The following is a 22,898-nucleotide window of genomic DNA, read 5'->3' on the forward strand; positions in this document are numbered from 1 at the left end:
TCATCAGGCCAAGCTCAACAAAGAGTGTCCATTTGCCTGCGATCCAGCGGCGATCCCTGGAGCGTATCTCTCCCGGCTTCAGATGATCGACATGATGTCGGTCTGGCCTTTCAGTGGAGGGACTTCCATGAAACGCATTGCATTTGCCATTGTCGCCGCAGGCATGACGGTCGCCGCTTCCTCGGCGAATTCTGCCAATATTGTCGAGACCGCCCAGCAGGCCGGCAGCTTTAATACTCTCTTGGCCGCCGCTCAGGCTGCCGGTCTCGTTGACGCGCTTTCGGGCGGCGGTCCGCTCACGGTCTTTGCCCCAACCGATGAAGCTTTCGCAGCGCTTCCGGCCGGTACGGTCGAGAACCTGCTCAAGCCCGAGAACAGGGACCAGCTCGCCGCAATCCTGAGCTATCATGTCGTCGGTCGTGAATTGACCTCGACCATGCTGCCGGGGCGCACGATCCATGTCCGGACCATCAAGAGCGGCGGTGACCGGACGCTCGCGGTGTCCAAGTCGGGTTCGGGCGTCACCGTCGACGGCGCAAACGTCGTGTCTGCGGATATCCGCACGGATAACGGCGTCATTCACGTGATCGACAAGGTCATGCTGCCGAGCAGCTGAGACACGCAGATTCCTCCTGGACACGGAGCCCGCCTGTCGGGCTCCGTTGCCGTTCATGCCATCTCACCTAAGGTTTAAAGCCGTCTGGGACTGGTCGTCGCGGATCCGTTCCTTGATGTGGTCCACCATGGACGGACGGATGATCTCCTCGCCATGGGTGACCTTCAGGTGTTCGACGGCCCGTCTTACGACTTCTGCCTCCTCGTCGGCCCGCGTGCGCCAATCGCAGCCGGGGACAAGAGTTCCGCATTCGAAGCGCTTCATGATCGTCTCCTCCTTCGTCGTCTCAACTCTTCCCGTAACCGCAGAATGCCGCGATTGTTCTGCTGACGCCAAAAAAAATGGCCCGCACGGAGCGGGCCAAGGGTATCGACGCGGTGGATTCGGACTGATCAATCGGGCATGGCCCAGGCATGGAATACGGAGCGAGCGGGTTGGCGCTTGCCCCGATGGCTGCCGGTCTCGATGTCGTTTGCGGCGAGCCGGTCGGCGAGATCCTTGCCCGCCAGACCGAGGCTTACCTGCTCAACGAAATAAGAATGGGGCAAGTCGACATCACTCGACTGACGCATTTGCTCCGCCAGCCGGTCGATCAATTCGGGTGCCTTGAGCGCACGATCGGCGGGGTTACTGACGCGGGATACGGATACTGAGCTGGATGGGGTCATCGCAATCTCCTCCTCGATACTGCGTGAGGCCGCAGAATGCCCCCCGTCCGGCGCGAGTGCAATGAAAACTGTCAAGTTCGCGACACACTTTGTCGTAAGCGGCGGGAATCGCCGCTCATTCTTTTTCGTGAGTTGACATGTGGATAACCGTGACAGCGGTAACCCGTGCGATCAGGGATATCGCACGAGCGGCGGGAGCGAGGAGAGGATCGATTCGACATTGCCGCCGGTCTTCAGGCCGAAGATCGTGCCGCGGTCGTAGAGCAGGTTGAACTCCACATAGCGGCCGCGACGGACAAGCTGTTCCTCGCGGTCTTCGTCCGTCCAGGGATTGTTGAAATTGCCCCGGACGATCTTCGGATAGACGAGATTGAAGGCGCGGCCGACATCCTGGACGAAAGCGAAGTTGGCGGCCCAGCCGCCCTTGTCCTCGTCTGCCGTCAGCCAGTCGAAGAAGATGCCGCCAATGCCGCGCGCCTCGTTGCGGTGGGGCAGGAAGAAGTATTCATCGCACCATTTCTTGTAGGCGGGATAGTCGGCGACGGCGGGATGGCGTTCGCAGGTGACTTCCATGGCGCGGTGGAACAGGCGGGTGTCGGGATCGTCCTGGCTGCGGCGGCGGTCGAGCACCGGCGTCAGGTCGGCGCCGCCACCGAACCACTGGCTCGATGTGACCACCATGCGGGTGTTCATGTGCACCGTCGGGACATGGGGGTTCGCGGGATGGGCGATCAGCGAAATGCCGGAAGCCCAGAAGCGCGGGTCTTCCTCGGCGCCCGGCATCTGCTTGCGGAATTCGGGTGAGAACTCGCCATGCACCGTCGAGGTGTGCACGCCGACCTTCTCGAAGACGCGGCCATACATCATCGACATGCGGCCGCCGCCGCCCTTGCCCTCTTCTCGCTGCCAGTCCTTAGCCTGGAAACGGCCCGGCTCGCGATCGGCCATCGGGCCGGTGAGCTCGTTCTCCAGCGTCTCGAAAGAAGCGCAGATCGTGTCGCGCAGGCTTTCGAACCAGGCGCGGGCGGCGTCCTTCTTCTCCTCGATATCCTCTGGCAGGCCTTTCGGCAGAACCGGTCGCTCCATATCGTCCCCCTCAGCTTCTTCAGGCAAACGAATATCAGGTGAAATCGCGGGCGGCCATATGGGGGCGGGGGTGTCCCCGTAAAATCGACTCGCCTTCCGGTTTTGCGTGGATTAATCTCTCGTCCATGCGAGGGATTTCATGACGAAGATACCTGGCCCGCCGCCATTTACAGGTCTCAGGAAGCGGATCGCCGACCACCGCGCCGGAACGGCCGGGCGTCTGGGCGGGCAGTTCGTGCGCGAGACCTATTGCCTGACGCGCGAGGAGGCCAGAGCCAAGGCGCGCGAGTGGTTCGATGCCTTTCCGAAGGCGGCTTACTGGACCGAGGTGGAAAGCTGGCGGCAGCTCGACGAAGACCAGATCGAGTTCACCATGCGTCGTCTGCCTTCGGCCGACTGACGGCGCCCGCCCAGGTGCTATCCGACGGCAAATCCCCAATTCGCTAAAATTCTAACATTCTTCGAAAGCCAATCACAAAGCCTCGTCGCTAGGGTGATCCCCATACAGCCGGAATGATGCCGGCTTCGGATCGACATGACATGCGACACAGGGTTTTCCCATGACTGTAGCCTCGTTCAACCCATCCATTGCCAGTCAGGCTTCGATGGCGAGCGCTGCCGCGTCCGCGCTCGATCGTGTGACGCCGCGCGCGGTGACAGCACCTGTCGCGGAGACTGAGACCGATAACTCCAGCTATTGGTCGATTGCCACCACGATGCGGCCCGGCAGCCTTTCGGCCGGCAGCGTGCAGGAAGCGAACGAGATTGCGGCCGCGGTCTCCGATACGGCAGCGCTCGGCCTGGAGCAGGCGACGGATATCGTCGCACGCATCCAGCAGAAGCTCGTGCTCGCCAAGGCCGTCGGCGTCGATCGCAATGGGATCAACGTCGACATCTCCCAGATGAAGGCGGATCTCGGTCAAGTCGTTGCGGACAGCACGTTCAACGGAGACAACTGGCTGATGGTCGAGGCCGGGGGGCGGCCCAAGGTCGCCTCGCTGCTCACCTCCGTGACAACAGGCGAGGATGGCGGCCTGTCCATCAATATGGTCGATTTCGACACCGCCAAGTCGACGCTCGTCTCACGTCAGGATGCGCGTGACGGGGTGTTGACGCGGGCTTACGCGGGCACCAGCCTCGGCGGCGTGCCTTACAACTACTACCTGATGGATGCGCAGTCGCGCGAGCCGCCAGAGGCCGGAGCCCGTGAGATCGGGATCGACAGCGGTACGACCAGCGACGAGATTGATGGGATGATCTCGACCCTCAATCGCGTCATGATCGACATGGTGAGCGCCAGCGCCGAGGTGAGCACGACGCGCAGCCAGGTGACGGGCGGTGGTGTGCTACTGCAAGGCTTGCAGGGCACGTCCGAACTTGGTGTCAGCCGACTGGTCGACACGGAGCTCAACGAGCAGCGGGTTCGGCTGACGGCGGAAAAGGTGCAGGATCAACTCCAGTCTTCGGGGCTGAACATCGCGAATGTTTCGATGACGTCGTGGTTGAGGCTTTGAGTTCAAGCTGCTGTTTGTGAATCGAAAAGGCCCGCTTCGTGCGGGCCTTTTGCTGTTTTCGGCTGCTGACCTGCTCTTGTTCAGCTCTTGGTGCGGGGACGCCTTGCTTTGCTGCGCGGCAGCCGCACCATGATCGGGGTCGCGGCTTTGCCTGCCTTCTTCGGCGCGTCGGTGTCCTTGGTCGGGACTGTCGGCGACGCGGCGGCTTCGGCGCTCGGCTCCGTCGTCTCCGGTGATGCCGCTGCCTCCGGCAAGGGCTCATCCGGCGATGATGTTTCAACGTCGATCAGGGCCGGTAGCGGCGCCTCCGCGACGAGCACCGGAAGGGCTTCAGGCTCGACTGGTTCTGTTTCGATGGTCACCGGTTCCGCGGCGACCTCTTCAACAAGGGGCGCTGCGACCGTCTCGGGATTTGCGGTTGCCGCCTCGGCGGGCGCTTCTGCAGCGGGTGCTTCACCGCCCAGGATATCGCTGATGATTTTGGTGACCTTCAAGGCTGTCGGCAGGTCGGTGTTGGTCGAATGACCACAGAAGGCGACCTTGATGTCGGTCGTGATCTTCGGGCGCGAATTGAGTTCGCCGAACCAGTCGAGCTCGCCGACGACGTCGATGACGTCGGTGAAGGCTTCCGGCATCTTGATCCGGCCACCGAAGGTGACGATCCGCGCGGTGTTGGCCAGCGTTTCGATCCGGGCCGGATCGTTTGCCTTCAAAGCGTAGAGAGCGTCGGCGATGACGCGGTTGCCGCGCGAATGGCCGGCGATCAGAGTGAAGGACAGCGTGGGATCGGCAAGCAGGGTCGACACTGTATCGGCATCGAGGCCGGTGCGGCGATTGCTATCGGTTTCCTCGTTGCGCTTGCCATAGGCGCCGAGCTTCGGCCGGCCGACGACGTCGTCGATCACCTCGAGACTGCTTCTGACATGACCGAGCCAGCCGAAGAGGAAGGCGCCGCCGATGGCCTCGTTGAGGATGTCGCCAAGGCCGTAACCCGACACCACGGCTGCCACTGGGGCGTCGATCGCATCGGCCACGTTGCGCGCGAAGGCGGCCGCACCGATCGCCGAGCCGCCGATGCCGGCGACTGCCATGGCGTGCACCTCGCGACCACCGCGCAGGCGGAATTCCTCGACGCTGTCGCAGAGCGTCAGCATCCCGGCGCCTGTGGGCGGAACGATCATGATGAGGCCTTCGGAAGCCAGGCTGTCGCTGATGTAGAAGGTCTCGTCGGCTGTCAGGGCCTTCACGTCATAATAGAGCGCGTCCATGCCGGTATTGCGGAGACGCCAGGGCTCCAGGGCGGCGTTGCGGACCGGGCGCTGGCTCAGGCGCTCGGGGAAGCTCAAGGATCGGGCGAACTGGGTAAGACCCAGGGCGAATGCTGTCTCGAACATGACTCCATCTCCCATTTTGCTGCAATGCAGCATAGCGCGATACGGTTGAATTAGCAATTGCCGTTGAAGCGGCGCATCGCGACCGTCTCGCCATTCTAGGCGAGGGCGACTGTGGGCGCCTTGATCTATGTCTGGTTCCTGCCGATCCGGAGTCAGAAGCCGGTCTGGCGCAGCGCTTCCCCGGCAATCATGGCCGCCGACATCGCGACATTGATCGACCGCTGGCCTTCGATCATGGGAATGATCACGCGGTGATCGGCCCGGTCATGCACCGGATCGGGGACACCGGCACTTTCGCGCCCGAAGAGAAGGATGTCATTTCCGACGTAATCGAACTCGGTGTAGGGCAGGGCGGCTTTGGTCGAGGCGAGCACGAGGCGGCGGCCTTGCGAAAGCCGCCAGGCGTCGAAACGCTCCCAGTTGACGTGGCGGGTCATGGCGACGCTTGCGAGATAATCCATGCCTGCGCGCTTCAGGTTCTTGTCGGAGAGCACGAAGCCGGCCGGCTCGATGATGTCGACCTTCATGCCGAGGCAGGCGGCGAGCCGGAGGATGGTTCCGGTGTTGCCGGGAATGTCTGGCTGGTAAAGGGCGATGCGCAAGTCGGTCATGGGGCGGTCTTATGCGATCGGGGCACGTCGCTCAAGGCGGTCGCTGTCTTGCTGAATGTCGGCTGTGATCGGTGTGCAACAGTTGCGGGCGAATGTCTCGATCGCCGCGAAAGCCGGCTGGAAAATTCCCCTGTCCGCCGATAGAAGGAAGCTCTACTTCAACACTAAAGCGGGAGGGCCATCGATGGATCTATTCGGTATTTCGCGCCAGCCCCGATTTATGGCTGTTGCCGCCTGAGGGCGTCACCTCCGCCTCTTTTCCCAAACTGATTCATCCTGCGGCCACAAGTGGCCCCAATCATTGAATATTCGCGTCTTGTGCACCTTCGTCCGGTGTCGCGCGCGCCATTTCTGGAGACGTTTCATGTTCTCGTGGTTCGAAAGCCGCCTGAATCCGTACCCGGCCGATGACCCGGTCCTGCCGCCCAAGGGCCTTGTCGCCTTCTGCTGGCACTACACCAAGCCCGCCGGCTGGTGGCTGGCACTGCTCGGCCTGTGCTCCGGCCTGATCGCGGTCGCCGAAGTGTTCCTGTACCAGTTCCTCGGCAATATCGTTGACTGGCTGTCGACGGCCGAACGTTCGACCTTCCTGCAGACGGAAGGCGGCACGCTTGCCTGGATGGCGGGCCTGCTGCTGATCGGCCTGCCGGTGCTCGGCGTGATGCATACGATCACCATGCACCAGGTGTTGGCCGGCAATTTCCCGATGATCGCGCGCTGGCAGATGCACCGCTTTCTGCTCCGGCACTCGATGACCTTCTTCGCCAACGAGTTCGCCGGTCGTGTCTCGACCAAGGTGATGCAGACGGCGCTGTCTGTCCGCGAAAGCGTGATGAAGATCATCGACGTCTTCATCTATGCGACGACCTTCTTCGTCTCGATGCTGGCGCTGGTTGCGTCCGTCGACTGGCGGCTCGGTGTGCCGCTCGTCCTCTGGCTGGCGATCTACGCACTGATCCTGCGAAACTTCATTCCGAAGCTGCGCAAGCTGTCCAGCGAACAGGCCGATGCCCGCTCGATGATGACGGGCCGGATCGTCGACAGCTATACCAATATCGCGACGGTTAAGCTGTTCTCGCATGCCGGCCGGGAAGAGACCTATGCGAAAGAGGGCATGGATGCCTTTCTGGGCACGGTGCACCGGCAGATGCGGCAGATCTCGTTGCTCAATATCTGCGTCGATATCAACAACGCCATCGTCCAGTTCTTCGTGGCGGCACTCGGCATCTGGTTCTGGCTGAACGGCACGGTGACCGTCGGTGCGATTGCGGTTGCCATCGGGCTTTCCATGCGCATCAACGGCATGTCGCAGTGGATCATGTGGGAGGTTGCCGCCCTCTTCGAAAACATCGGCACCGTCTATGACGGTATGGGCATGATGACCAAGGCCCACGATATCATCGACAAGCCGGCCGCCAAGGCGCTTGCCGCCCCGAAGGGCGAAATCGTCTATGACGGCGTGCGCTTCCACTATGGCAAGCAGAAGGGCGTGATCGAGGACTTCTCGCTGACCATCAAGGCGGGCGAGAAGGTCGGCCTCGTCGGGCGCTCCGGTGCGGGCAAGACGACGCTGATGAACCTGCTTCTGCGCTTCTATGACCTGGAGAAGGGTAGGATCCTCGTCGACGGCCAGGATATCTCCGCGGTCAGCCAGGACAGTCTGCGGGCACTCGTCGGCGTTGTGACCCAGGATACGTCGCTTCTGCACCGCTCGATCCGCGACAACATCGCCTATGGTCGTCCCGAAGCCACCGATGCCGAAGTCATCGAGGCGGCGAAGCGGGCTAATGCCTGGGAGTTCATCCAGGGGCTTTCCGACATGCAGGGCCGCAGCGGGCTCGACGCGCATGTCGGCGAGCGCGGCGTCAAGCTCTCGGGTGGCCAGCGGCAGCGTATTGCGATTGCCCGCGTCTTCCTCAAGGATGCGCCGATCCTGGTACTCGACGAGGCGACATCGGCGCTCGATTCGGAAGTCGAGGCGGCGATCCAGGAAAGCCTGTTCAAGCTGATTGAGGACAAGACGGTCATCGCGATCGCCCACCGGCTGTCGACGCTGACGCAGATGGACCGGCTGATCGTGCTCGACAAGGGCCGGATCGTCGAAGAGGGAACGCATCAGCAGCTGGTCGCGAATGGCGGCATCTATGCCGACCTGTGGAACCGGCAGTCCGGCGGTTTCCTCGCCGATCAGGCGGACCGTGGCAACGAGGTGCAGGAAACGGCAGCCGAGTGACGCGCTACCATCACGGCTAAGACGATTGTTGGAAAACTGGCGGCGGCTGAGCAATCTGCCGCCGACCTTTTTTGGGCTGCAGCTATTCGGAGATACCCCATTTCTAGCGCTATCAAAGGTTGTCTACGATCTAAGTAAAATATTCATTGTTTACATTCTAGAACAATTTCATCCCGACCTATCAGGACGATGTCTTGTCCTTACACCTGGCGACCTCCCACGCCCGGTTGGGAATGTATTTTTCCTCCCCCCGGAGACATTCATGTCCAATCTCAAGATCAAAGTCGTGTTGCCGTTGCTGTTTGCCGTGGTGCTGACCTTCGGCATCGGCCAGGGCATTCTGGCCATCAACTTCATTGGAGACGTCAAGGAACAAGTAGACGTCATCGGCCGCGAGCGTCTGCCCAGAACGCTTGCCGTCGCACGGATGAATTCGACATTTGCCGAGGTCCGCCGCGACTATGCCATGTTGCTGAACGCGGAACCGGCAGAGCTTGATGCGATCGTGTCTGCCACCCAGGCCGCTCTTGCCGAGCGCGATGCAGCTTTTGCCGCCTATGAGCCGATGATCAGCCTGCCGGCTACACGCGCTCGGTTCGACAGCATGAAGGCAGCGCTCGCAGACTATGATCGCCTTGCCTCGCAGATGGTCGAATTGAAGCGCACGGGCAGTGACGCTGCGGCCAAGGCCGTGTTTAACGGTGCCATGGCGACGAATGCGCGCTCGCTCGTCCAGCTCATGAACGAAATGATCCAGGCCAACGTGCAGCTCAGCGACGCAGCGATTGCCGAAGCAGATGACGTCTCCACTGCCGCTATCAATACGACGATCACTGCCGTCTTGATCAGCGCGTTGATTGCTGCCGGTGCCGCCTTCTTCAGCTTTGCGCGGATCGTTCGTCCGATCTCGGCCATCACCGGTTCGATGCGCACGCTTGCTTCCGGCGACACACAGACCGAGATCCCGTTTGCCGGTCGTCAGGATGAAATCGGCGAGATGGCTGCGGCCGTCAGCGTGTTCCGCGACAACGCCATCGAGCGTGCCGCGCTGGAGCGCCAGGCCGAAGAAAACCGGTCGCTGAGCGAAACCGAGCGCCAGGCCCGCGAAGCCCAGAAGGCTCGCGAAGCGGCCGAAGTGCAGTTCGCCGTCGACCAGCTCGCTTCGGGTCTGCAGCGTCTGTCGGATGGCGATCTCGTGGCGCAGATCAACGAACGTTTCGCCGATCATCTCGATCCGCTGCGTTTGAATTTCAACCAGTCCGTCTCCCGCCTGAAGGACGCCATGCGCGCCGTCAGCGAGAATGCCCGGACGATCGATGCCGGCGCCAACGAGATGCTGGCTGCCGCCGACGATCTGTCGAAGCGGACTGAGCAGCAGGCAGCCTCCGTCGAAGAGACGGCAGCTGCACTCGAGCAGGTGACAACGGCGGTCAAGGACAGCGCTATCCGTGCCGATGAGGCCGGCCAGCTGGTCAGCCGCACGCGGGAAGGGGCCGAGCATTCGGGCGAGGTCGTGCGCCGTGCGGTTGCTGCCATGCAGGCGATCGAGAAATCCTCTTCGGAAATCTCGAACATCATTGGCGTGATCGACGACATCGCGTTCCAGACGAACCTTCTGGCACTGAATGCCGGCGTCGAAGCGGCTCGCGCTGGTGAAGCCGGCAAGGGCTTTGCGGTCGTTGCCCAGGAAGTGCGTGAGCTTGCGCAGCGCTCGGCCAATGCGGCGAAGGAGATCAAGGCACTGATCACCACTTCGGGCGAACAGGTCCGCAACGGTGTCAGCCTCGTGGATGAAACCGGCAAGGCGCTGGAGACCATCGTGCGCGAGGTGCAGGAGATCAACCAGAATGTTCTGGCGATCGTCACCTCCACCCGCGAGCAGTCGACGGGTCTTCAGGAAATCAACATGGCCGTCAATCAGATGGACCAGGGCACGCAGAAGAACGCGGCCATGGTGGAGCAGTCCACGGCGGCAAGCCATGGTCTGGCTCAGCAGGCTGGCCAGCTGATGCAGCTTATGGCGCAGTTCAAGACGGACGAGAACGGCTATCGCACTTCGTCGCCGCGGGTCGCCCCGGCAACGCCGGCCGCACAACCGCAGCCTTCGCCTGCCCGGGCACTGGGTCGCAAGATCGCCAATGCCTTCAAGGGCAACACGGCGGTAGCGGCCGAGTGGTCCGAGTTCTAACCACTGCATTTCAGACGATGCGAAGAAGAGGGGCGGAAATGCCCCTCTTTTTTTGTTGATGCTTGCGCACGGCATTGTGGATGAGGCGAGAACTGCCCTTCGGCACGTAAGGCTTTGTTAGAAATCGGATTGGCATGGAAGTCTGCCGGCATTTTTCCCCGGTCGTCTCCTTCCATTTCAATCCAGGATTTCAGTCGTGAAAAATCTCAAGATCAAACTTCTGCTGCCGCTTCTCTTCGGTTTGATGGTGATCGTGTCGCTCGGGCAGGGGGCCATTGCCGTCCGCTCCGTGACCGACATGAGTGGTCAGATGGAAGCGCTGGGCGGGCGCCTCGATCGCTCCATGATGATTGCCGAAATCGATTCCGTTCTTGGCGACGTTCGCCGTCTCAACCTGATGATCCTGACGGCCGCGACATCGGCCGAGAAGAAGACGCTGGTCGAGACTCTTTCAACCGCGCGCGGGCGGTTGGACGACGCGATCGCCGAGTTTGACGCCGCGATCGTTCTCCCCGATGTCCGGCAGCGTTTCGACAGTTTCAAGGCGACCGTCGTCGAGTTCAACGGCCTCGGCCAGAGCTTCGTCGAACAGGCGATGGCCTCGAAGCTCTACCAGGCGAAGGACACGCTGGCCCAGATGGTGCCGCTCGGCAGTGCCGCGGAACAGAGCCTGGGGGACATCAAGGACATCAACCGGGCTGCCGGCGTGCAGGTTCGTCAGGATGCCGATGCGTCGGCGACGCTAGCCATGCGCCTGTCGCTGGCGACCTTCGTTCTCGCCGCGCTGATGGCGCTCGGTGCAGCCGTCGTGTCGATCGTGCGGGTTGCGCGTCCCATCTCCGCGATCACAGGTTCGATGCGGACGCTTGCCGGCGGCGACACCAAAACGGAGGTTCCGTTCGCCAGCCGTCGGGATGAGATCGGCGAAATGGCGGCAGCTGTTTCCGTCTTCCGCAACAATGCGATCGAGCGGGCGGCGCTCGAGAGCCAGGCCGAGGAGAACCGGTCGCTGAGCGAGACGGAGCGTAAGGCGCGCGAAGCACAGAAGGCGCGCGAAGCGGCCGAAGTTCAGTTTGCCGTCGATCGCCTGGCCGGGGGGCTGCAGAAGCTTTCCGACGGTGACCTCGCGGTTGAAATTGGCGAACGCTTTGCCGATCACCTCGATCCGCTGCGTGTGAACTTCAACCACTCGGTCGAACGGCTCCGCGATGCCATGCGCGCCGTCGGCGAGAATGCCCAGGCAATCGACGCCGGCGCGAGCGAAATGCTGGCTGCCGCCGACGACCTTTCCAAGCGCACCGAGCAGCAGGCCGCCTCCGTCGAGGAAACGGCAGCAGCGCTTGAGCAGGTGACGACCGCGGTCAAGGACAGCGCCGTGCGGGCCGAGGAGGCTGGGGCGCTCGTGTCGCGGACTCGCATCGGTGCAGAACGCTCGGGTGACGTGGTTCGCCGCGCGGTCGATGCGATGCATGCGATCGAAAAGTCGTCGAGCGAAATCTCCAACATCATCGGCGTGATCGACGAGATTGCGTTCCAGACCAATCTTCTGGCGCTGAACGCGGGTGTCGAGGCCGCGCGTGCCGGAGACGCCGGCAAGGGCTTTGCCGTCGTTGCTCAGGAAGTGCGTGAACTCGCCCAGCGTTCGGCCCATGCAGCGAAGGAAATCAAGGGACTGATCACCGCGTCCGGCGAGCAGGTGAAGAACGGGGTCACGCTGGTCGGTGAGACGGGCCAAGCGCTCGAAGCCATCGTCCGGGAAGTGCAGGAGATCAACCAGAACGTCGCTGCGATCGTCACGTCTGCACGGGAACAGTCGACCGGTCTGGCCGAGATCAACGCGGCCGTAAACCAGATGGACCAGGGAACCCAGAAGAATGCGTCCATGGTTGAGCAGTCGACCTCTGCCTGCCATGGCCTGGCGCAGCAGGCGACGTCGCTGATGCAGTTGCTCGGTCAGTTCCGCCTTGGCGAAGAGGCTCAGCGCATGGCCGCCCCGCGGCTTGGCCCCACGCCCGGCGCAAGCCAGCCGCAGGCGTCGCCGGCGCGTGCTCTCGGCCGCAAGATTGCCAATGCCTTCAACGGCAATGCGGCGGTTGCCGCAGAATGGTCGGAGTTCTGAGATCCCTGAATGTCGGATCCGGAGACCAAGAAACGGGGCAGGGATGCCCCGTTTTGCATTTGTCGCGGGCGGTCGCCCCCAGGCATTCATGCGGCTGATCGGTTCATTTGCCGAATTGGCTTGTCGGCAGGATGGCGAGGCGGCTATGCGGTGCCTTCGAACAGACGGTGCCGACATCTTCACGCGCGCCCTCTCGTTCCGTTCAGGAGTGACATGCTGAAACATATCGACTGGATCTGGGCGGTCCTTGCCGGGGCGCTGCTTGCCGTCATGGTGACCATCAACAGCGGACTTGCGGCTTTGACGACGCCGTTTACCGCATCCTGGGTGGTGCACGGTGTCGGCGGCGTGGTCGCCTTTCTCCTTCTGGTGGCCAATGGTGCCGTCGCGCGTCGGGCGGGCCGCATTCCGGCGAATGGCAAGGCGCCCCTCTGGTCCTATCTCGGCGGCGCGCCCGGCGCCTTTGCGGTGGCGTTGAGTTCGATCGCGGTCAATTCGGAACTGGCGCTGGCCGGCGGCCTGTCGCTTTTGCTTGTCGGGCAGATCCTCTTCGGGCTCCTTTCCGATCAGTTCGGGCTGTTCGGCACGCCGCAACGGCGACTGAACCGCTTCGACTTTCTGGCAACCATCTGCGTCATCGGCGGCAGCGCGCTGCTCATCTTTTCCAAGGGGGCGTGAATGCTGGGCGCTGTTCTCATCGCACTCGCAGGCGGTGCTGCCGTCGGCATGAGCCGGTCGATCAACGGGCGGCTGACCATGGACCGCGGCGCGTTTACGGCGTCTGCCTGGAACCACTGGGTCGGCTTCCTGCTGTTGACGGTCTATGTGCTGCTTTTCCACCGCATCGGCCTGCCGCTGATCGCCGATGTCCCGGTCTTCTATCTGACGGGTGGCGTGATCGGTGCCTGTTTCGTGGTCATCAGCTCCTATGTCTTTCCGCGGATCGGGGCTGCCCGCTCGGGGCTTCTGATCATAGGCGGGCAGATGATCACCGGCTTGATCATCGATCTGGCGCGCGGAACGGCTGAGTTTCACATCGGCCAGCCGGCCGGTGTGGCATTGATCCTTCTCGGCATCTATCTCACCCGCTACACGCGCTGACGGCGAGCGCCTTTCCCGCCGCATGCGCGGGGAGGCGGCGGCGCGATTGCGCCTGACCAAATTGTAATGGTCGAGATGACGTTTGAGGCTTTGCCCTCCCGGGCAATCGGCCTATATCGCTTTTCATGTTTCAATCTGTCGCCCGCCTCTTCGAAAACTGGCTCGATCCCTTCGCCCGATCGGACAATCTGCGTCCACCGGAAAAGATCTGGGCCTTCGTCTGGTTCTATGTCAGCCAGGCGAAGATGGCTTTCTTCCTGATGGCGATCTTCGGCGGTGCCGTGGCCATGCTCGAAGCCGGCCTGTTCTGGTTCGTCGGACGGCTTGTCGATCTGCTCGACAGCGTGCCGAAGGATGCCGGCTGGGACGGGCTGATTGCCGCGCATGGCGGCGAGTTGCTGGCGATGGCGCTGATCGTGCTCATCGGTCGCTTCATCGTCGTGACGGTCGGCGCGCTGGTCGAAGAACAGGTGATCGTCCTCAACTTCTTCAACTTGGTGCGCTGGCAGGCACATGCGCATGTAGCGCGTCAGTCGCTTTCCTTCTTCCAGAACGATTTTGCCGGGCGCATCGTCACCAAGGTCTGGTCGGCGGGGCAATCGACCGGTGATCTGCTGACGTCGCTGCTGCAGGTCGTCTGGTTCATGGTGATCTATACCATTTCGACCATGGCGCTGGTTGCACAACTCGACTGGCGGCTGGCGGCGATCATTGGCGCCTGGGTGGCGATCTTCCTGTTGCTGGCGCGGTATTTCGTGCCGAAGATCAGGCATCATGCACGGGAGACGGCGGAGGCATCGTCGATGCTGAACGGCCGTCTGGTTGATAGCTATTCGAACATCCAGACCCTGAAGCTTTTTGCCCGCGAGCGGCAGAACGACCATTATATCCGCGCCGGTTTCGACCGGTTCCAGGATACGCTGCGCCCCTTCGCACGGTTGCTCACCGGCGTGCGGGCTTCGCTTGCGATCCTGTCCGGTTTCATGATCCTGATGGTGGCGCTTCTGTCCGTCGATCTCTGGTTTTCCGGGGCGGTGACCGCAGGTGGCGTCGCCTTCACGCTCGGCCTCGTGCTGCGCCTCAACATGCTGCTCGGCCGGATGATGACGCAGCTCAACGGCATCATGCGCAATATCGGCACGATCCAGAATTCGGCCGAACTGGTGGCAAAACCCATCGGGCTTACCGACAAGCCGGATGCGGCGAAACTTCAGGTGAAGTCGCCGGAGATCCGCTTCAAAGACGTGACGTTTCATTATGGCCGCAAGACCGGTGCGATCGACAATCTGACGCTGACCATTGAGCCCGGCGAGAAGGTCGGCATCGTCGGACGCTCAGGCGCGGGCAAGTCGACGCTGGTCAATCTGCTCCTGCGTTTCTACGACCTGGAAGGTGGCCTTATCCTGATCGATGGACAGGATATCTCGACCGTGACTCAAGAGAGCCTGCGCTCGCAGATCGGCATGGTGACCCAGGATACGGCGCTTCTGCACCGCTCCATCCGCGACAACATTCTCTTCGGTCGCGAGGATGCCAGTGATGAGATGCTTTTGAAGGCCGCCGAGCGGGCCGAAGCACTCGACTTCATCCAGCGGCTGGAAGATCAGCGTGGGCGCAAGGGTTTCGACGCCCATGTCGGCGAACGCGGTGTGAAGCTCTCCGGCGGCCAGCGGCAGCGCATCGCGATTGCCCGCGTGATGCTGAAGGATGCACCGATCCTGGTGCTGGATGAGGCGACGTCTGCGCTGGACTCGGAAGTGGAGGCGGCGATCCAGTCCAATCTCGATCGGCTGATGCAGGGCAAGACCGTGCTGGCGATCGCCCACCGTCTGTCGACGATCGCGGCGCTCGATCGTCTGGTGGTCATGGACAAGGGCCGCATCATCGAGCAGGGAACGCATCAGGAGCTGGTGGCGCTAGGTGGGCTCTATTCCGAGCTCTGGGCGCGGCAATCGGGCGGATTCCTCGACGCGCGCAACGAGCCTGTCCCGGCGTAAGGGGCGGTCGTCCTTGACGCGTTCACTCAAACGATTGCATTGCTTGATAAACAGCCTCTCACACTTGCGTTAAATCAAGCTTTTGGGGATGGTATCCTGGAAATCCGCGACAACGTGGCTCCTTGCCTGCGGAAGACTGGACAGAATAGATTATCGGGCTTAGAACGCGCCAATCTGGCGGGGAATCTGTGGCTGCACAGTGGCCGGATTGTGATTCCCGCTGCGGGGGCAAATGCGGTGTGTCGCAGGATTGCGAGAGGAAAAAGTGACCGTGAGCGAACACGAGACAACGACAGAACATGCGGGCGAGCCTACGCGCCGCGACTTTCTCTACATGGTGACCGGTATTGCCGGCGCGGTTGGTGCGGCATCGTTCGCCTGGCCGTTCATCGACCAGATGCGCCCGGATGCATCGACGCTCGCGCTTGCTTCGATCGAAGTGGACGTGTCTGCGCTTGAGCCGGGCATGTCGCTGACCGTTAAATGGCGCGGCAAGCCGGTCTTCATCCGCAACCGTACCGAACAAGAAGTCGCGGAAGCCAACGGCGTTGCGCTTGCTGACCTCAAGGATCCGATTGCCCGCAACGACAACGTCGATGCGACAGCTGAAGCGACCGACCTTGCGCGATCAGCCGGCGAAGGCAAGGAAAACTGGATCGTCATGATCGGCTCCTGCACCCATCTGGGCTGCGTGCCGCTTGGCCAGGCTGGTGATTTCGGTGGCTGGTTCTGTCCCTGCCACGGCTCGCACTACGATACCGCGGGCCGTATTCGCAAGGGTCCTGCGCCAACGAACCTTCCGGTGCCGACCTTCGCATTTACATCCGACACTGTCATCACGATCGGCTGAGGGGATAAGACACAATGAGTGGCCATTCGAGTTACCAGCCGTCCACCGGCGTCGAGAAGTGGATCGATGCGCGCCTGCCGCTGCCGCGTCTGATGTATGACAGCTTCGTTTCCTACCCGGTTCCGCGCAATCTGAACTATGCCTATACCTTCGGTGGCATGCTCACCGTGATGCTGGTCGTGCAGATCCTGACCGGTGTCGTGCTTGCCATGCATTATGCTGCTGAGACGACCGTCGCCTTCAACTCGGTCGAGAAGATCATGCGCGACGTCAACAACGGCTGGCTGTTGCGCTACATGCATGCCAACGGCGCATCGTTCTTCTTCATCGCCGTCTACCTGCATATCGCCCGTGGTCTGTACTACGGCTCCTACAAGGCGCCGCGCGAAATCCTCTGGATCCTGGGCGTGGTGATCTTCCTGCTGATGATGGCAACCGCCTTCATGGGTTACGTCCTTCCCTGGGGTCAGATGTCCTTCTGGGGTGCGACCGTTATCACCGGCTTCTTTACCGCTTTCCCGTTTATCGGCGAAACCGTTCAGCAGTTCCTGCTCGGCGGCTTTGCGGTGGATAATCCGACGCTGAACCGCTTCTTCGCGCTGCATTACCTGCTGCCGTTCATGATCGCTGGTGTGGTCATCCTGCACGTCTGGGCACTGCATGTCACCGGTCAGACCAACCCGACCGGCGTCGAAGTCAAGTCTAAGACAGATACCGTTCCCTTCACGCCCTATGCGACGCTGAAGGATGCACTCGGCCTCTCGGTCTTCCTGCTCGTATTTGCCTACTTCGTCTTCTACATGCCGAACTATCTCGGCCATCCGGACAACTATATCCCGGCTGACTCGCTGAAGACGCCGGCCCACATCGTTCCGGAATGGTACTTCCTGCCGTTCTACGCGATGCTGCGTGCGATCACATTCGACATCCTGTTCATCGACTCGAAGCTCGGCGGCGTTCTGGTGATGTTCGGTGCGATCATCGTCTTGTTCTTCTTGCCCTGGCTGGATACGTCCAAGGTTCGTTCGGCCGTCTACCGTCCCTGGTACAAGCTGTTCTACTGGCTATTCGTTGCCAACTCGATCCTGCTTGGCTGGCTCGGTGCAATGCCGGCGGAAGGCATCTATGTGATCCTGTCGCAGGCCGGTACCGCCTACTACTTCGGCTTCTTCCTCGTGATCATGCCACTGCTCGGCCTGTTCGAGACGCCACGGCGCATCCCGAACTCGATCACCGAAGCGGTACTTGAAAAGAGCGGCAAGTCCGCCGCCGCACAAGCCTGAGCACGTGAGAGGACTATAACAATGAAAAAGCTTGTCACGAGCATCGCTCTGATCGCAGCCATGGCCGGTTTTTCCGGCCAGGCCATTGCGGCGGAAGGTGGCGATCTGGCCGAAATGACGCATCATGCGGCCCAGACCGGTCACTATCCGATCCTGAAGCCCGAGCAGATGGACTGGTCCTTTGCCGGCCCCTTCGGAAAGTATGACAAGGGTCAGCTTCAGCGCGGCCTGAAGGTCTACACCGAGGTCTGCTCCGCCTGTCACTCGATGGAGCTTGTCGCTTTCCGCACGCTGGAAGACCTCGGTTACTCGGAAGCCCAGGTAAAGGCGTTTGCCGCAAACTACGAGGTCGAAGACGGTCCTAACGCCGACGGCGAAATGTTCATGCGCACCGCCGTTGCTTCCGACCACTTCCCGTCGCCTTTCCCGAACAAGGAAGCGGCAGCGGCGGCTATGGGTGGTGCGGCTCCGCCGGACTTCTCGCTGATCGCCAAGGCCCGCGGTGTGACCCGCGGCTTCCCGACATTCGTCTTCGACATCTTCACCCAGTACCAGCAGGGCGGTTCGGATTATATCCACGCGCTTCTGACCGGCTACCAGGATCCGCCGGAAGGTATTGAAGTTGCCGATGGCACCTACTTCAACCCTTACTTCATTGCCGGCCAGTCGCTTGCGATGGCGCCGCCGCTCTCCGACGGCCAGGTGACCTATGATGACGGTTCGCCGGAAACGATGGAGCAGTATTCGCTCGACGTGTCTGCCTTCCTGATGTGGGCTGCGGAGCCGCATCTGGAAGACCGCAAGCGCATGGGCTTCATGGTGATGGTGTTCCTCGCGATCTTTACCGCGCTGATCTACCTGACGAAGAAGTCGGTCTACTCAAAGAAAGAACACTGATCGTTAGCGATCACGTTTGACGAAAAAGGCGGTCTTCGGGCCGCCTTTTTTGTTGGGGGGCTATGCCAATCTTGGTAAGGTCCCGCGAAATTTCCTCCCGTCACACTCCGGATGCCCCATGACCAAGATCGCCCACGAACTCGCCACAGCCATCCGCTCCATTCCGGACTATCCGAAGCCCGGGATCATCTTCCGCGACATCACCACGCTGCTCGGCGACGCGCGGGCGTTTCGTCGCGCCGTCGATGAGCTGGTGCAGCCCTATGTGGGGCTGAAGGTCGACAAGATTGCCGGCATGGAGGCGCGTGGCTTCATTCTCGGGGGCGCGGTCGCGCACCAGCTCTCGGCTGGCTTCGTGCCGATCCGCAAGAAGGGCAAGCTGCCGCACGAGACCGTACGGATCGCCTACAGCTTGGAATACGGCGTCGACGAGATGGAAATCCATATGGATGCCGTGAAGCCCGGCGAGAAGGTGATCCTGGTGGATGACCTGATTGCGACTGGCGGGACGGCCGTCGGCGCGGTTCAGCTGTTGCGGCAGATCGGTGCCGATGTCGTGTCGGCCTGCTTCGTCATCGACCTGCCGGAGCTTGGTGGCCGCAAGAAGCTCGAGGCGCTCGGCGTCGAGGTGCGTACGCTCGTCGAATTCGAGGGGCACTGAACCCCTCGACAGTGTCTCAAACGGCCAGCGCTTTGGCGATGTCGTCGGCAAGCTCCGACGGCGCCGTGCGCGGCGAATAGCGGGCAATCGGTTGGCCATCGCGGCCAATGAGGAACTTGGCGAAGTTCCAGCCGATCTCGCTGCCCTGTTCTGCGCCCGGGGTTTCTGCCTTCAGAAAGGCGTAGAGCGGATGGGTACCTGCGCCGTTCACCTCGATCTTGGCGAAAAGCGGGAAGGTGACGGCGAACTGGGTTTCGCAGAAGAGCGCGATTTCCCTTTCCGTGCCGGGCTCCTGGGCGCCGAACTGGTTGCAGGGGAAGCCGAGCACGACGAGATCGGGATTGGCCTTGTGAAGCGCTTCCAAGCCCTCGTATTGGGGCGTCAGGCCGCAGGCGCTCGCGGTGTTGACGATCAAGAGCACCTTGCCTGCGTAGTCCTGCAGGCTGCGCTCGGTGCCATCAATGGCGGTCATGGTGAAGTCGTAGACGCTCATGCGGCTTGCTCCTCGTCGGGGAAGAATTCGATCAGATTGCTCTTGAAGCGCAGCACGGTTTCGCCGTGCTGGTTGACGCCTTCCGAGAGGGCGGAGTTCAGCATGTAGCGGCGCTTGCCGCTGACCGTGCGACTGTCGATCGGCGTCATGAAGAAAGTGATGGTGTCGCCGACATAGACGGGCTTCAACCATTGCAGTTCGGAAAAGCCGGGCGAGGGGCCAATCCGTGGCGGCTCCAGGCCTGCAGCCTTCAGCCGCTTCATCTCGCGGCCGGTAAAGCCGATGAAGCTCTTCATCCAGGTGGCGCAGGTGTGCCAGCCGGACGCACAGAGCGCACCGAAAACGTAGTCCTTCGCCGCCTCCGGATCGATGTGGAAGGGCTGCGGATCGAATTTCTCGGCGAAGCGGATGATGTCTTCGGTGGTGAAGGTGACCGAGCCGAGTTCAAGGCGGGTGCCTGCGGGATAGAGATCGAACATCTTCATGCCGGCATCTCCGCGCTCTCGCGGCGGCGAACCATGACCGCATTCCGAGCCTTCAGCACCAGTTCGCCACGCTGGTTGTGGAGTTCATGGCCGAAGGTGACGATGCCGAGATGGGGGCGGGAGCGCATGACCCTCACTTCCTCCACGACCGATTGCCCTGACAGTGTGTCGCCGGCGAGCACGGGCTTGCGCCACTGCATGAACTCGATGCCGGGTGCGCCTTCGGACGCGGCTTTCAGGACGTAAGCGTCGATCATCAGGCGCATGAATAGGCTGGATGTGTGCCAGCCAGAGGCGGAGAGGCCCCCGAGAATGCTTGCCTTGCCGGCTTCTTCCGAGAGATGCATGGGCTGCGGATCGAATTCGCGGGCGAATTCGATGATCTCTTCGGCTGTCACGAGACGCGGCCCGAGCGCAAAGCTTCGACCCTCCGTGAAGTCCTCGTAGTGAAGCCTGTCATCCTGCATGCGTCGTCTTCTCCCTTCCCTGTTCGGTGTTATCTATGGTTCATAAGGGGGAATCGGGAGGTGGTCCATGGCGGGCTGGGCGGAACAGGCGAGCTTTCTGGCGGAGATCGATCCGGATGCGCGGCGGGCGCTGGAGACGCTGAAGCCGATGCACGTGCCTGCGCGCACAACGCTGTTCCGGCCGGGGGATGCCGCGCAGAGCTTTGTCATTCTCTTGTACGGCCGCATCGGTGTCTATCTCACCGGCCGCAACGGGCGGGAGTTGCTGCTCTATTCCGTGACGCCGGGGGAGACCTGTGTGCAAACCACGCTCGGTGTCCTTGGCGGTGCGCCCTATTCGGGCGAGGCGGTCGCCGAGAGCGACCTCGTGGCGGTCATGGTGCCGCCTGCCATTTTCGAGACCCTGATGGCGGATTCGGTGGCGTTTCGCCATTTCGTCTTCCGAGCCTTTGCCGACCGGCTGGGAGATCTGATGTTCGTGCTGGAACAGGTGGCTTTCGTGAAGGTGGAGCAGCGGCTGGCGCATGCGCTTCTCGAGCGGGCGGACGAGGAGGGACATGTCGCTCTCACGCATCATGACCTTGCCGTCATCATCGGCACGGCACGCGAGGTGGTGTCGCGGCGGCTGGAGGCGCTCGTCTCCAAGGGTGTGGTTGCCAATGAACGCGGGCAGATCCGCATCATCAATCGTGCCGAGCTGGCCCACATGGCGCGGGCTGCGGACCGTTAAGACTTTGCAAAGCCCGTGACTAAGTCACCGACGCGGCGGCAAGTCGGCGCTAGTCTCACCCCATCGTCAAACCAACGGAGGGAAATCACCATGTTTGCCAAGAATGTCGGCGGCCTCGACCGCATCCTGCGCATCGTTGCCGGCCTCGCGCTTCTGTCGCTGTTCTTTATCTATCCGGGCGCCTGGTGGCGCTACTTCACGCTGATCGGCGTCGTGCCGCTCGCGACGGGCCTGATGTCGAGCTGCCCGCTCTATTCGATCATGGGGCTCTCGACCTGCCCCGTGAAGCGGGCCTGAGGCTCACAGAACTCTGAAATGCAAAAAAAAGGCCGCGAGGGGATCGCGGCCTTCGTCGTTCTGATCGGTACACTTACGTGTTGAAGCGGAAGTGGATGACGTCACCATCCTGCACGACATATTCCTTGCCTTCGTCGCGGCCCTTGCCGGCTTCCTTGGCGCCGACTTCGCCCTTGAAGGCGATGTAGTCGTCATAGGCGATGGTGAAGGCGCGGATGAAGCCGCGTTCGAAATCGGTGTGGATGACGCCGGCAGCGGCAGGGGCCTTGGTGCCACGGACGATGGTCCAGGCACGGCATTCCTTCGGGCCGACGGTGAAATAGGTGATTAGGTCCAGCAGCTGGTAACCGGCGCGGATCAGGCGGTCGAGGCCCGCTTCGTCAAGGCCAAGTGCGGAGAGGAACTCGACCGATTCCTCTTCCGGCAGCTGGGCCACTTCGGCTTCGATCGCAGCCGAGATCACGACGCATTCGGCGCCCTGTTCGGCAGCCATCTTGGCGACGGCCTCGGTGTGCTTGTTGCCGGTTGCAGCGTCACCCTCGGCGACGTTGCAGACGTAGAGGACCGGATGCGAGGTGAGGAGGTTCAGACCCTTCAGGATCTCGATCTCGTCGGGGGCGAGCGTCTTCAGGAGAAGACGGGCAGGCTTGCCTTCGTTGAGCAGCTTGACCACCTGCTCCATGATCGGCAGTTGGGCGGTCGATTCCTTGTCCTTGGAAGCGGCGCGCTTGCGGGTCTGCTCGACGCGGCGTTCCAGGCTTTCGAGGTCAGCGAGCATCAGCTCGGTCTCGATCGTGTCGGCATCGCCAACCGGGTCGATCTTGCCTTCGACATGGGTGATGTCATCATCTTCGAAGCAGCGCAGCACGTGGACGACGGCATCGACTTCGCGGATGTTGGCGAGGAACTTGTTGCCGAGGCCTTCGCCCTTCGACGCGCCGCGCACGAGGCCGGCGATGTCGACAAAGGAGATGCGGGTCGGGATGATTTCCTTGGAGCCGGCGATGTCGGCCAGCTTCTTCATGCGCGGATCGGGAACGGCCACTTCACCGGTGTTCGGTTCGATCGTGCAGAAGGGGTAGTTGGCTGCCTGGGCTGCCGCCGTCTTGGTCAGCGCGTTGAAAAGAGTGGACTTGCCGACATTCGGCAGCCCGACGATACCGCATTTGAAGCCCATGGCTCTATATACCTGCTCGGGATGGATTTTC

Annotated in this window: 24 protein-coding genes; 15 read left to right on the top strand and 9 right to left on the bottom strand. The window is 61.9% G+C overall.

Annotated features, from left to right (window positions below; all coding sequences use genetic code 11):
- Positions 1-127 precede the first annotated feature (127 nt).
- Positions 128-616: a fasciclin domain-containing protein gene (locus BW978_RS10010; RefSeq protein ID WP_076394975.1), complete on the top strand. Its 489-nt coding sequence runs from the start codon at positions 128-130 to the stop codon at positions 614-616.
- A gap of 63 nt (positions 617-679) precedes the next feature.
- Here BW978_RS10010 and BW978_RS10015 read toward each other — a convergent pair whose 3' ends face one another.
- From BW978_RS10015 to hemF, 3 genes are all read right to left on the bottom strand, one after another.
- Positions 680-880 carry a DUF1059 domain-containing protein gene (locus BW978_RS10015; RefSeq protein ID WP_076394567.1) on the bottom strand — a complete coding sequence of 67 codons (201 nt, stop codon included), beginning with the start codon at positions 878-880 and terminating at the stop codon, positions 680-682.
- A 128-nt stretch (positions 881-1,008) separates the two neighbouring features.
- Positions 1,009-1,284 (bottom strand): hypothetical protein, encoded by a 276-nt coding sequence (locus BW978_RS10020; RefSeq protein WP_076394569.1) that lies wholly within the window; start codon positions 1,282-1,284, stop codon positions 1,009-1,011.
- Between the two features lie 171 nt (positions 1,285-1,455).
- Entirely contained in the window at positions 1,456-2,370 is a 915-nt protein-coding gene (gene hemF / locus BW978_RS10025; RefSeq protein WP_076394571.1) for an oxygen-dependent coproporphyrinogen oxidase, read from the bottom strand.
- 139 nt (positions 2,371-2,509) lie between these two features.
- On the opposite strand from hemF, the gene BW978_RS10030 reads away from it, so the two are divergent.
- A complete protein-coding gene (locus BW978_RS10030) occupies positions 2,510-2,770 on the top strand; it encodes a hypothetical protein (RefSeq protein ID WP_054151479.1) in 261 nt (86 codons plus the stop codon).
- A 160-nt stretch (positions 2,771-2,930) separates the two neighbouring features.
- Positions 2,931-3,884 carry a flagellin N-terminal helical domain-containing protein gene (locus tag BW978_RS10035; protein ID WP_076394573.1) on the top strand — a complete coding sequence of 318 codons (954 nt, stop codon included), beginning with the start codon at positions 2,931-2,933 and terminating at the stop codon, positions 3,882-3,884.
- Between the two features lie 80 nt (positions 3,885-3,964).
- Here the strand turns inward: BW978_RS10035 and BW978_RS10040 are convergent, their stop codons facing one another.
- Positions 3,965-5,278, bottom strand: a complete 1,314-nt coding sequence (locus BW978_RS10040) for a cell envelope biogenesis protein OmpA (RefSeq protein WP_076394575.1) — start codon at positions 5,276-5,278, stop codon at positions 3,965-3,967.
- A 152-nt stretch (positions 5,279-5,430) separates the two neighbouring features.
- The gene (locus BW978_RS10045; protein ID WP_076394577.1) at positions 5,431-5,889 is read right to left on the bottom strand and encodes a tRNA (cytidine(34)-2'-O)-methyltransferase; all 459 of its coding nucleotides are present in this window, start codon (positions 5,887-5,889) and stop codon (positions 5,431-5,433) included.
- 364 nt (positions 5,890-6,253) lie between these two features.
- Here BW978_RS10045 and BW978_RS10050 point away from each other — a divergent pair, with 364 nt between their 5' ends.
- From BW978_RS10050 to BW978_RS10095, 10 genes are all read left to right on the top strand, one after another.
- Positions 6,254-8,122: an ABC transporter ATP-binding protein gene (locus BW978_RS10050; protein ID WP_076394579.1), complete on the top strand. Its 1,869-nt coding sequence runs from the start codon at positions 6,254-6,256 to the stop codon at positions 8,120-8,122.
- Positions 8,123-8,384: 262 nt separating this feature from the next.
- Positions 8,385-10,310, top strand: coding sequence for a HAMP domain-containing methyl-accepting chemotaxis protein (locus tag BW978_RS10055; RefSeq protein WP_076394581.1), 1,926 nt, complete (start codon positions 8,385-8,387; stop codon positions 10,308-10,310).
- A 196-nt stretch (positions 10,311-10,506) separates the two neighbouring features.
- Positions 10,507-12,429: a methyl-accepting chemotaxis protein gene (locus BW978_RS10060; protein ID WP_076394583.1), complete on the top strand. Its 1,923-nt coding sequence runs from the start codon at positions 10,507-10,509 to the stop codon at positions 12,427-12,429.
- A 213-nt stretch (positions 12,430-12,642) separates the two neighbouring features.
- Positions 12,643-13,107 (top strand): DMT family transporter, encoded by a 465-nt coding sequence (locus BW978_RS10065; protein ID WP_076394585.1) that lies wholly within the window; start codon positions 12,643-12,645, stop codon positions 13,105-13,107.
- Complete coding sequence (locus BW978_RS10070; RefSeq protein ID WP_076394587.1) at positions 13,108-13,530, top strand: DMT family transporter; 423 nt, start codon at positions 13,108-13,110, stop codon at positions 13,528-13,530.
- Between the two features lie 125 nt (positions 13,531-13,655).
- Positions 13,656-15,527, top strand: coding sequence for an ABC transporter ATP-binding protein (locus BW978_RS10075; RefSeq protein WP_076394589.1), 1,872 nt, complete (start codon positions 13,656-13,658; stop codon positions 15,525-15,527).
- A gap of 271 nt (positions 15,528-15,798) precedes the next feature.
- Positions 15,799-16,377 carry a ubiquinol-cytochrome c reductase iron-sulfur subunit gene (gene petA / locus BW978_RS10080; RefSeq protein WP_076394978.1) on the top strand — a complete coding sequence of 193 codons (579 nt, stop codon included), beginning with the start codon at positions 15,799-15,801 and terminating at the stop codon, positions 16,375-16,377.
- A 14-nt stretch (positions 16,378-16,391) separates the two neighbouring features.
- Positions 16,392-17,660: a cytochrome b gene (locus tag BW978_RS10085; protein WP_076394591.1), complete on the top strand. Its 1,269-nt coding sequence runs from the start codon at positions 16,392-16,394 to the stop codon at positions 17,658-17,660.
- Between the two features lie 21 nt (positions 17,661-17,681).
- A complete protein-coding gene (locus tag BW978_RS10090) occupies positions 17,682-18,557 on the top strand; it encodes a cytochrome c1 (protein WP_076394593.1) in 876 nt (291 codons plus the stop codon).
- Positions 18,558-18,675: 118 nt separating this feature from the next.
- Entirely contained in the window at positions 18,676-19,218 is a 543-nt protein-coding gene (locus BW978_RS10095) for an adenine phosphoribosyltransferase (RefSeq protein ID WP_076394595.1), read from the top strand.
- Between the two features lie 16 nt (positions 19,219-19,234).
- Here BW978_RS10095 and BW978_RS10100 read toward each other — a convergent pair whose 3' ends face one another.
- The 3 genes from BW978_RS10100 to BW978_RS10110 are packed head-to-tail and all read right to left on the bottom strand — an operon-like array spanning position 19,235 to position 20,663.
- Complete coding sequence (locus BW978_RS10100) at positions 19,235-19,711, bottom strand: glutathione peroxidase (protein WP_076394597.1); 477 nt, start codon at positions 19,709-19,711, stop codon at positions 19,235-19,237.
- The gene (locus tag BW978_RS10105) at positions 19,708-20,196 is read right to left on the bottom strand and encodes a MaoC family dehydratase (RefSeq protein WP_076394599.1); all 489 of its coding nucleotides are present in this window, start codon (positions 20,194-20,196) and stop codon (positions 19,708-19,710) included. The genes BW978_RS10100 and BW978_RS10105 overlap by 4 nt, the downstream gene beginning before the upstream one ends.
- The gene (locus BW978_RS10110; protein ID WP_076394601.1) at positions 20,193-20,663 is read right to left on the bottom strand and encodes a MaoC family dehydratase; all 471 of its coding nucleotides are present in this window, start codon (positions 20,661-20,663) and stop codon (positions 20,193-20,195) included. The genes BW978_RS10105 and BW978_RS10110 overlap by 4 nt, the downstream gene beginning before the upstream one ends.
- 67 nt (positions 20,664-20,730) lie before the next feature.
- Between BW978_RS10110 and BW978_RS10115 the strand changes: the two genes are divergently transcribed.
- A complete protein-coding gene (locus tag BW978_RS10115) occupies positions 20,731-21,393 on the top strand; it encodes a Crp/Fnr family transcriptional regulator (protein WP_076394603.1) in 663 nt (220 codons plus the stop codon).
- Positions 21,394-21,483: 90 nt separating this feature from the next.
- Positions 21,484-21,690, top strand: coding sequence for a YgaP family membrane protein (locus BW978_RS10120; protein WP_076394605.1), 207 nt, complete (start codon positions 21,484-21,486; stop codon positions 21,688-21,690).
- Positions 21,691-21,763: 73 nt separating this feature from the next.
- Here the strand turns inward: BW978_RS10120 and ychF are convergent, their stop codons facing one another.
- Positions 21,764-22,867: a redox-regulated ATPase YchF gene (gene ychF, locus BW978_RS10125; protein WP_076394607.1), complete on the bottom strand. Its 1,104-nt coding sequence runs from the start codon at positions 22,865-22,867 to the stop codon at positions 21,764-21,766.
- Positions 22,868-22,898: the final 31 nt, after the last annotated feature.

Origin of the sequence: Rhizobium sp. RU33A (assembly GCF_900156055.1) — a bacterium.
In the GTDB taxonomy this organism is placed as follows: Bacteria; Pseudomonadota; Alphaproteobacteria; order Rhizobiales; family Rhizobiaceae; genus Allorhizobium.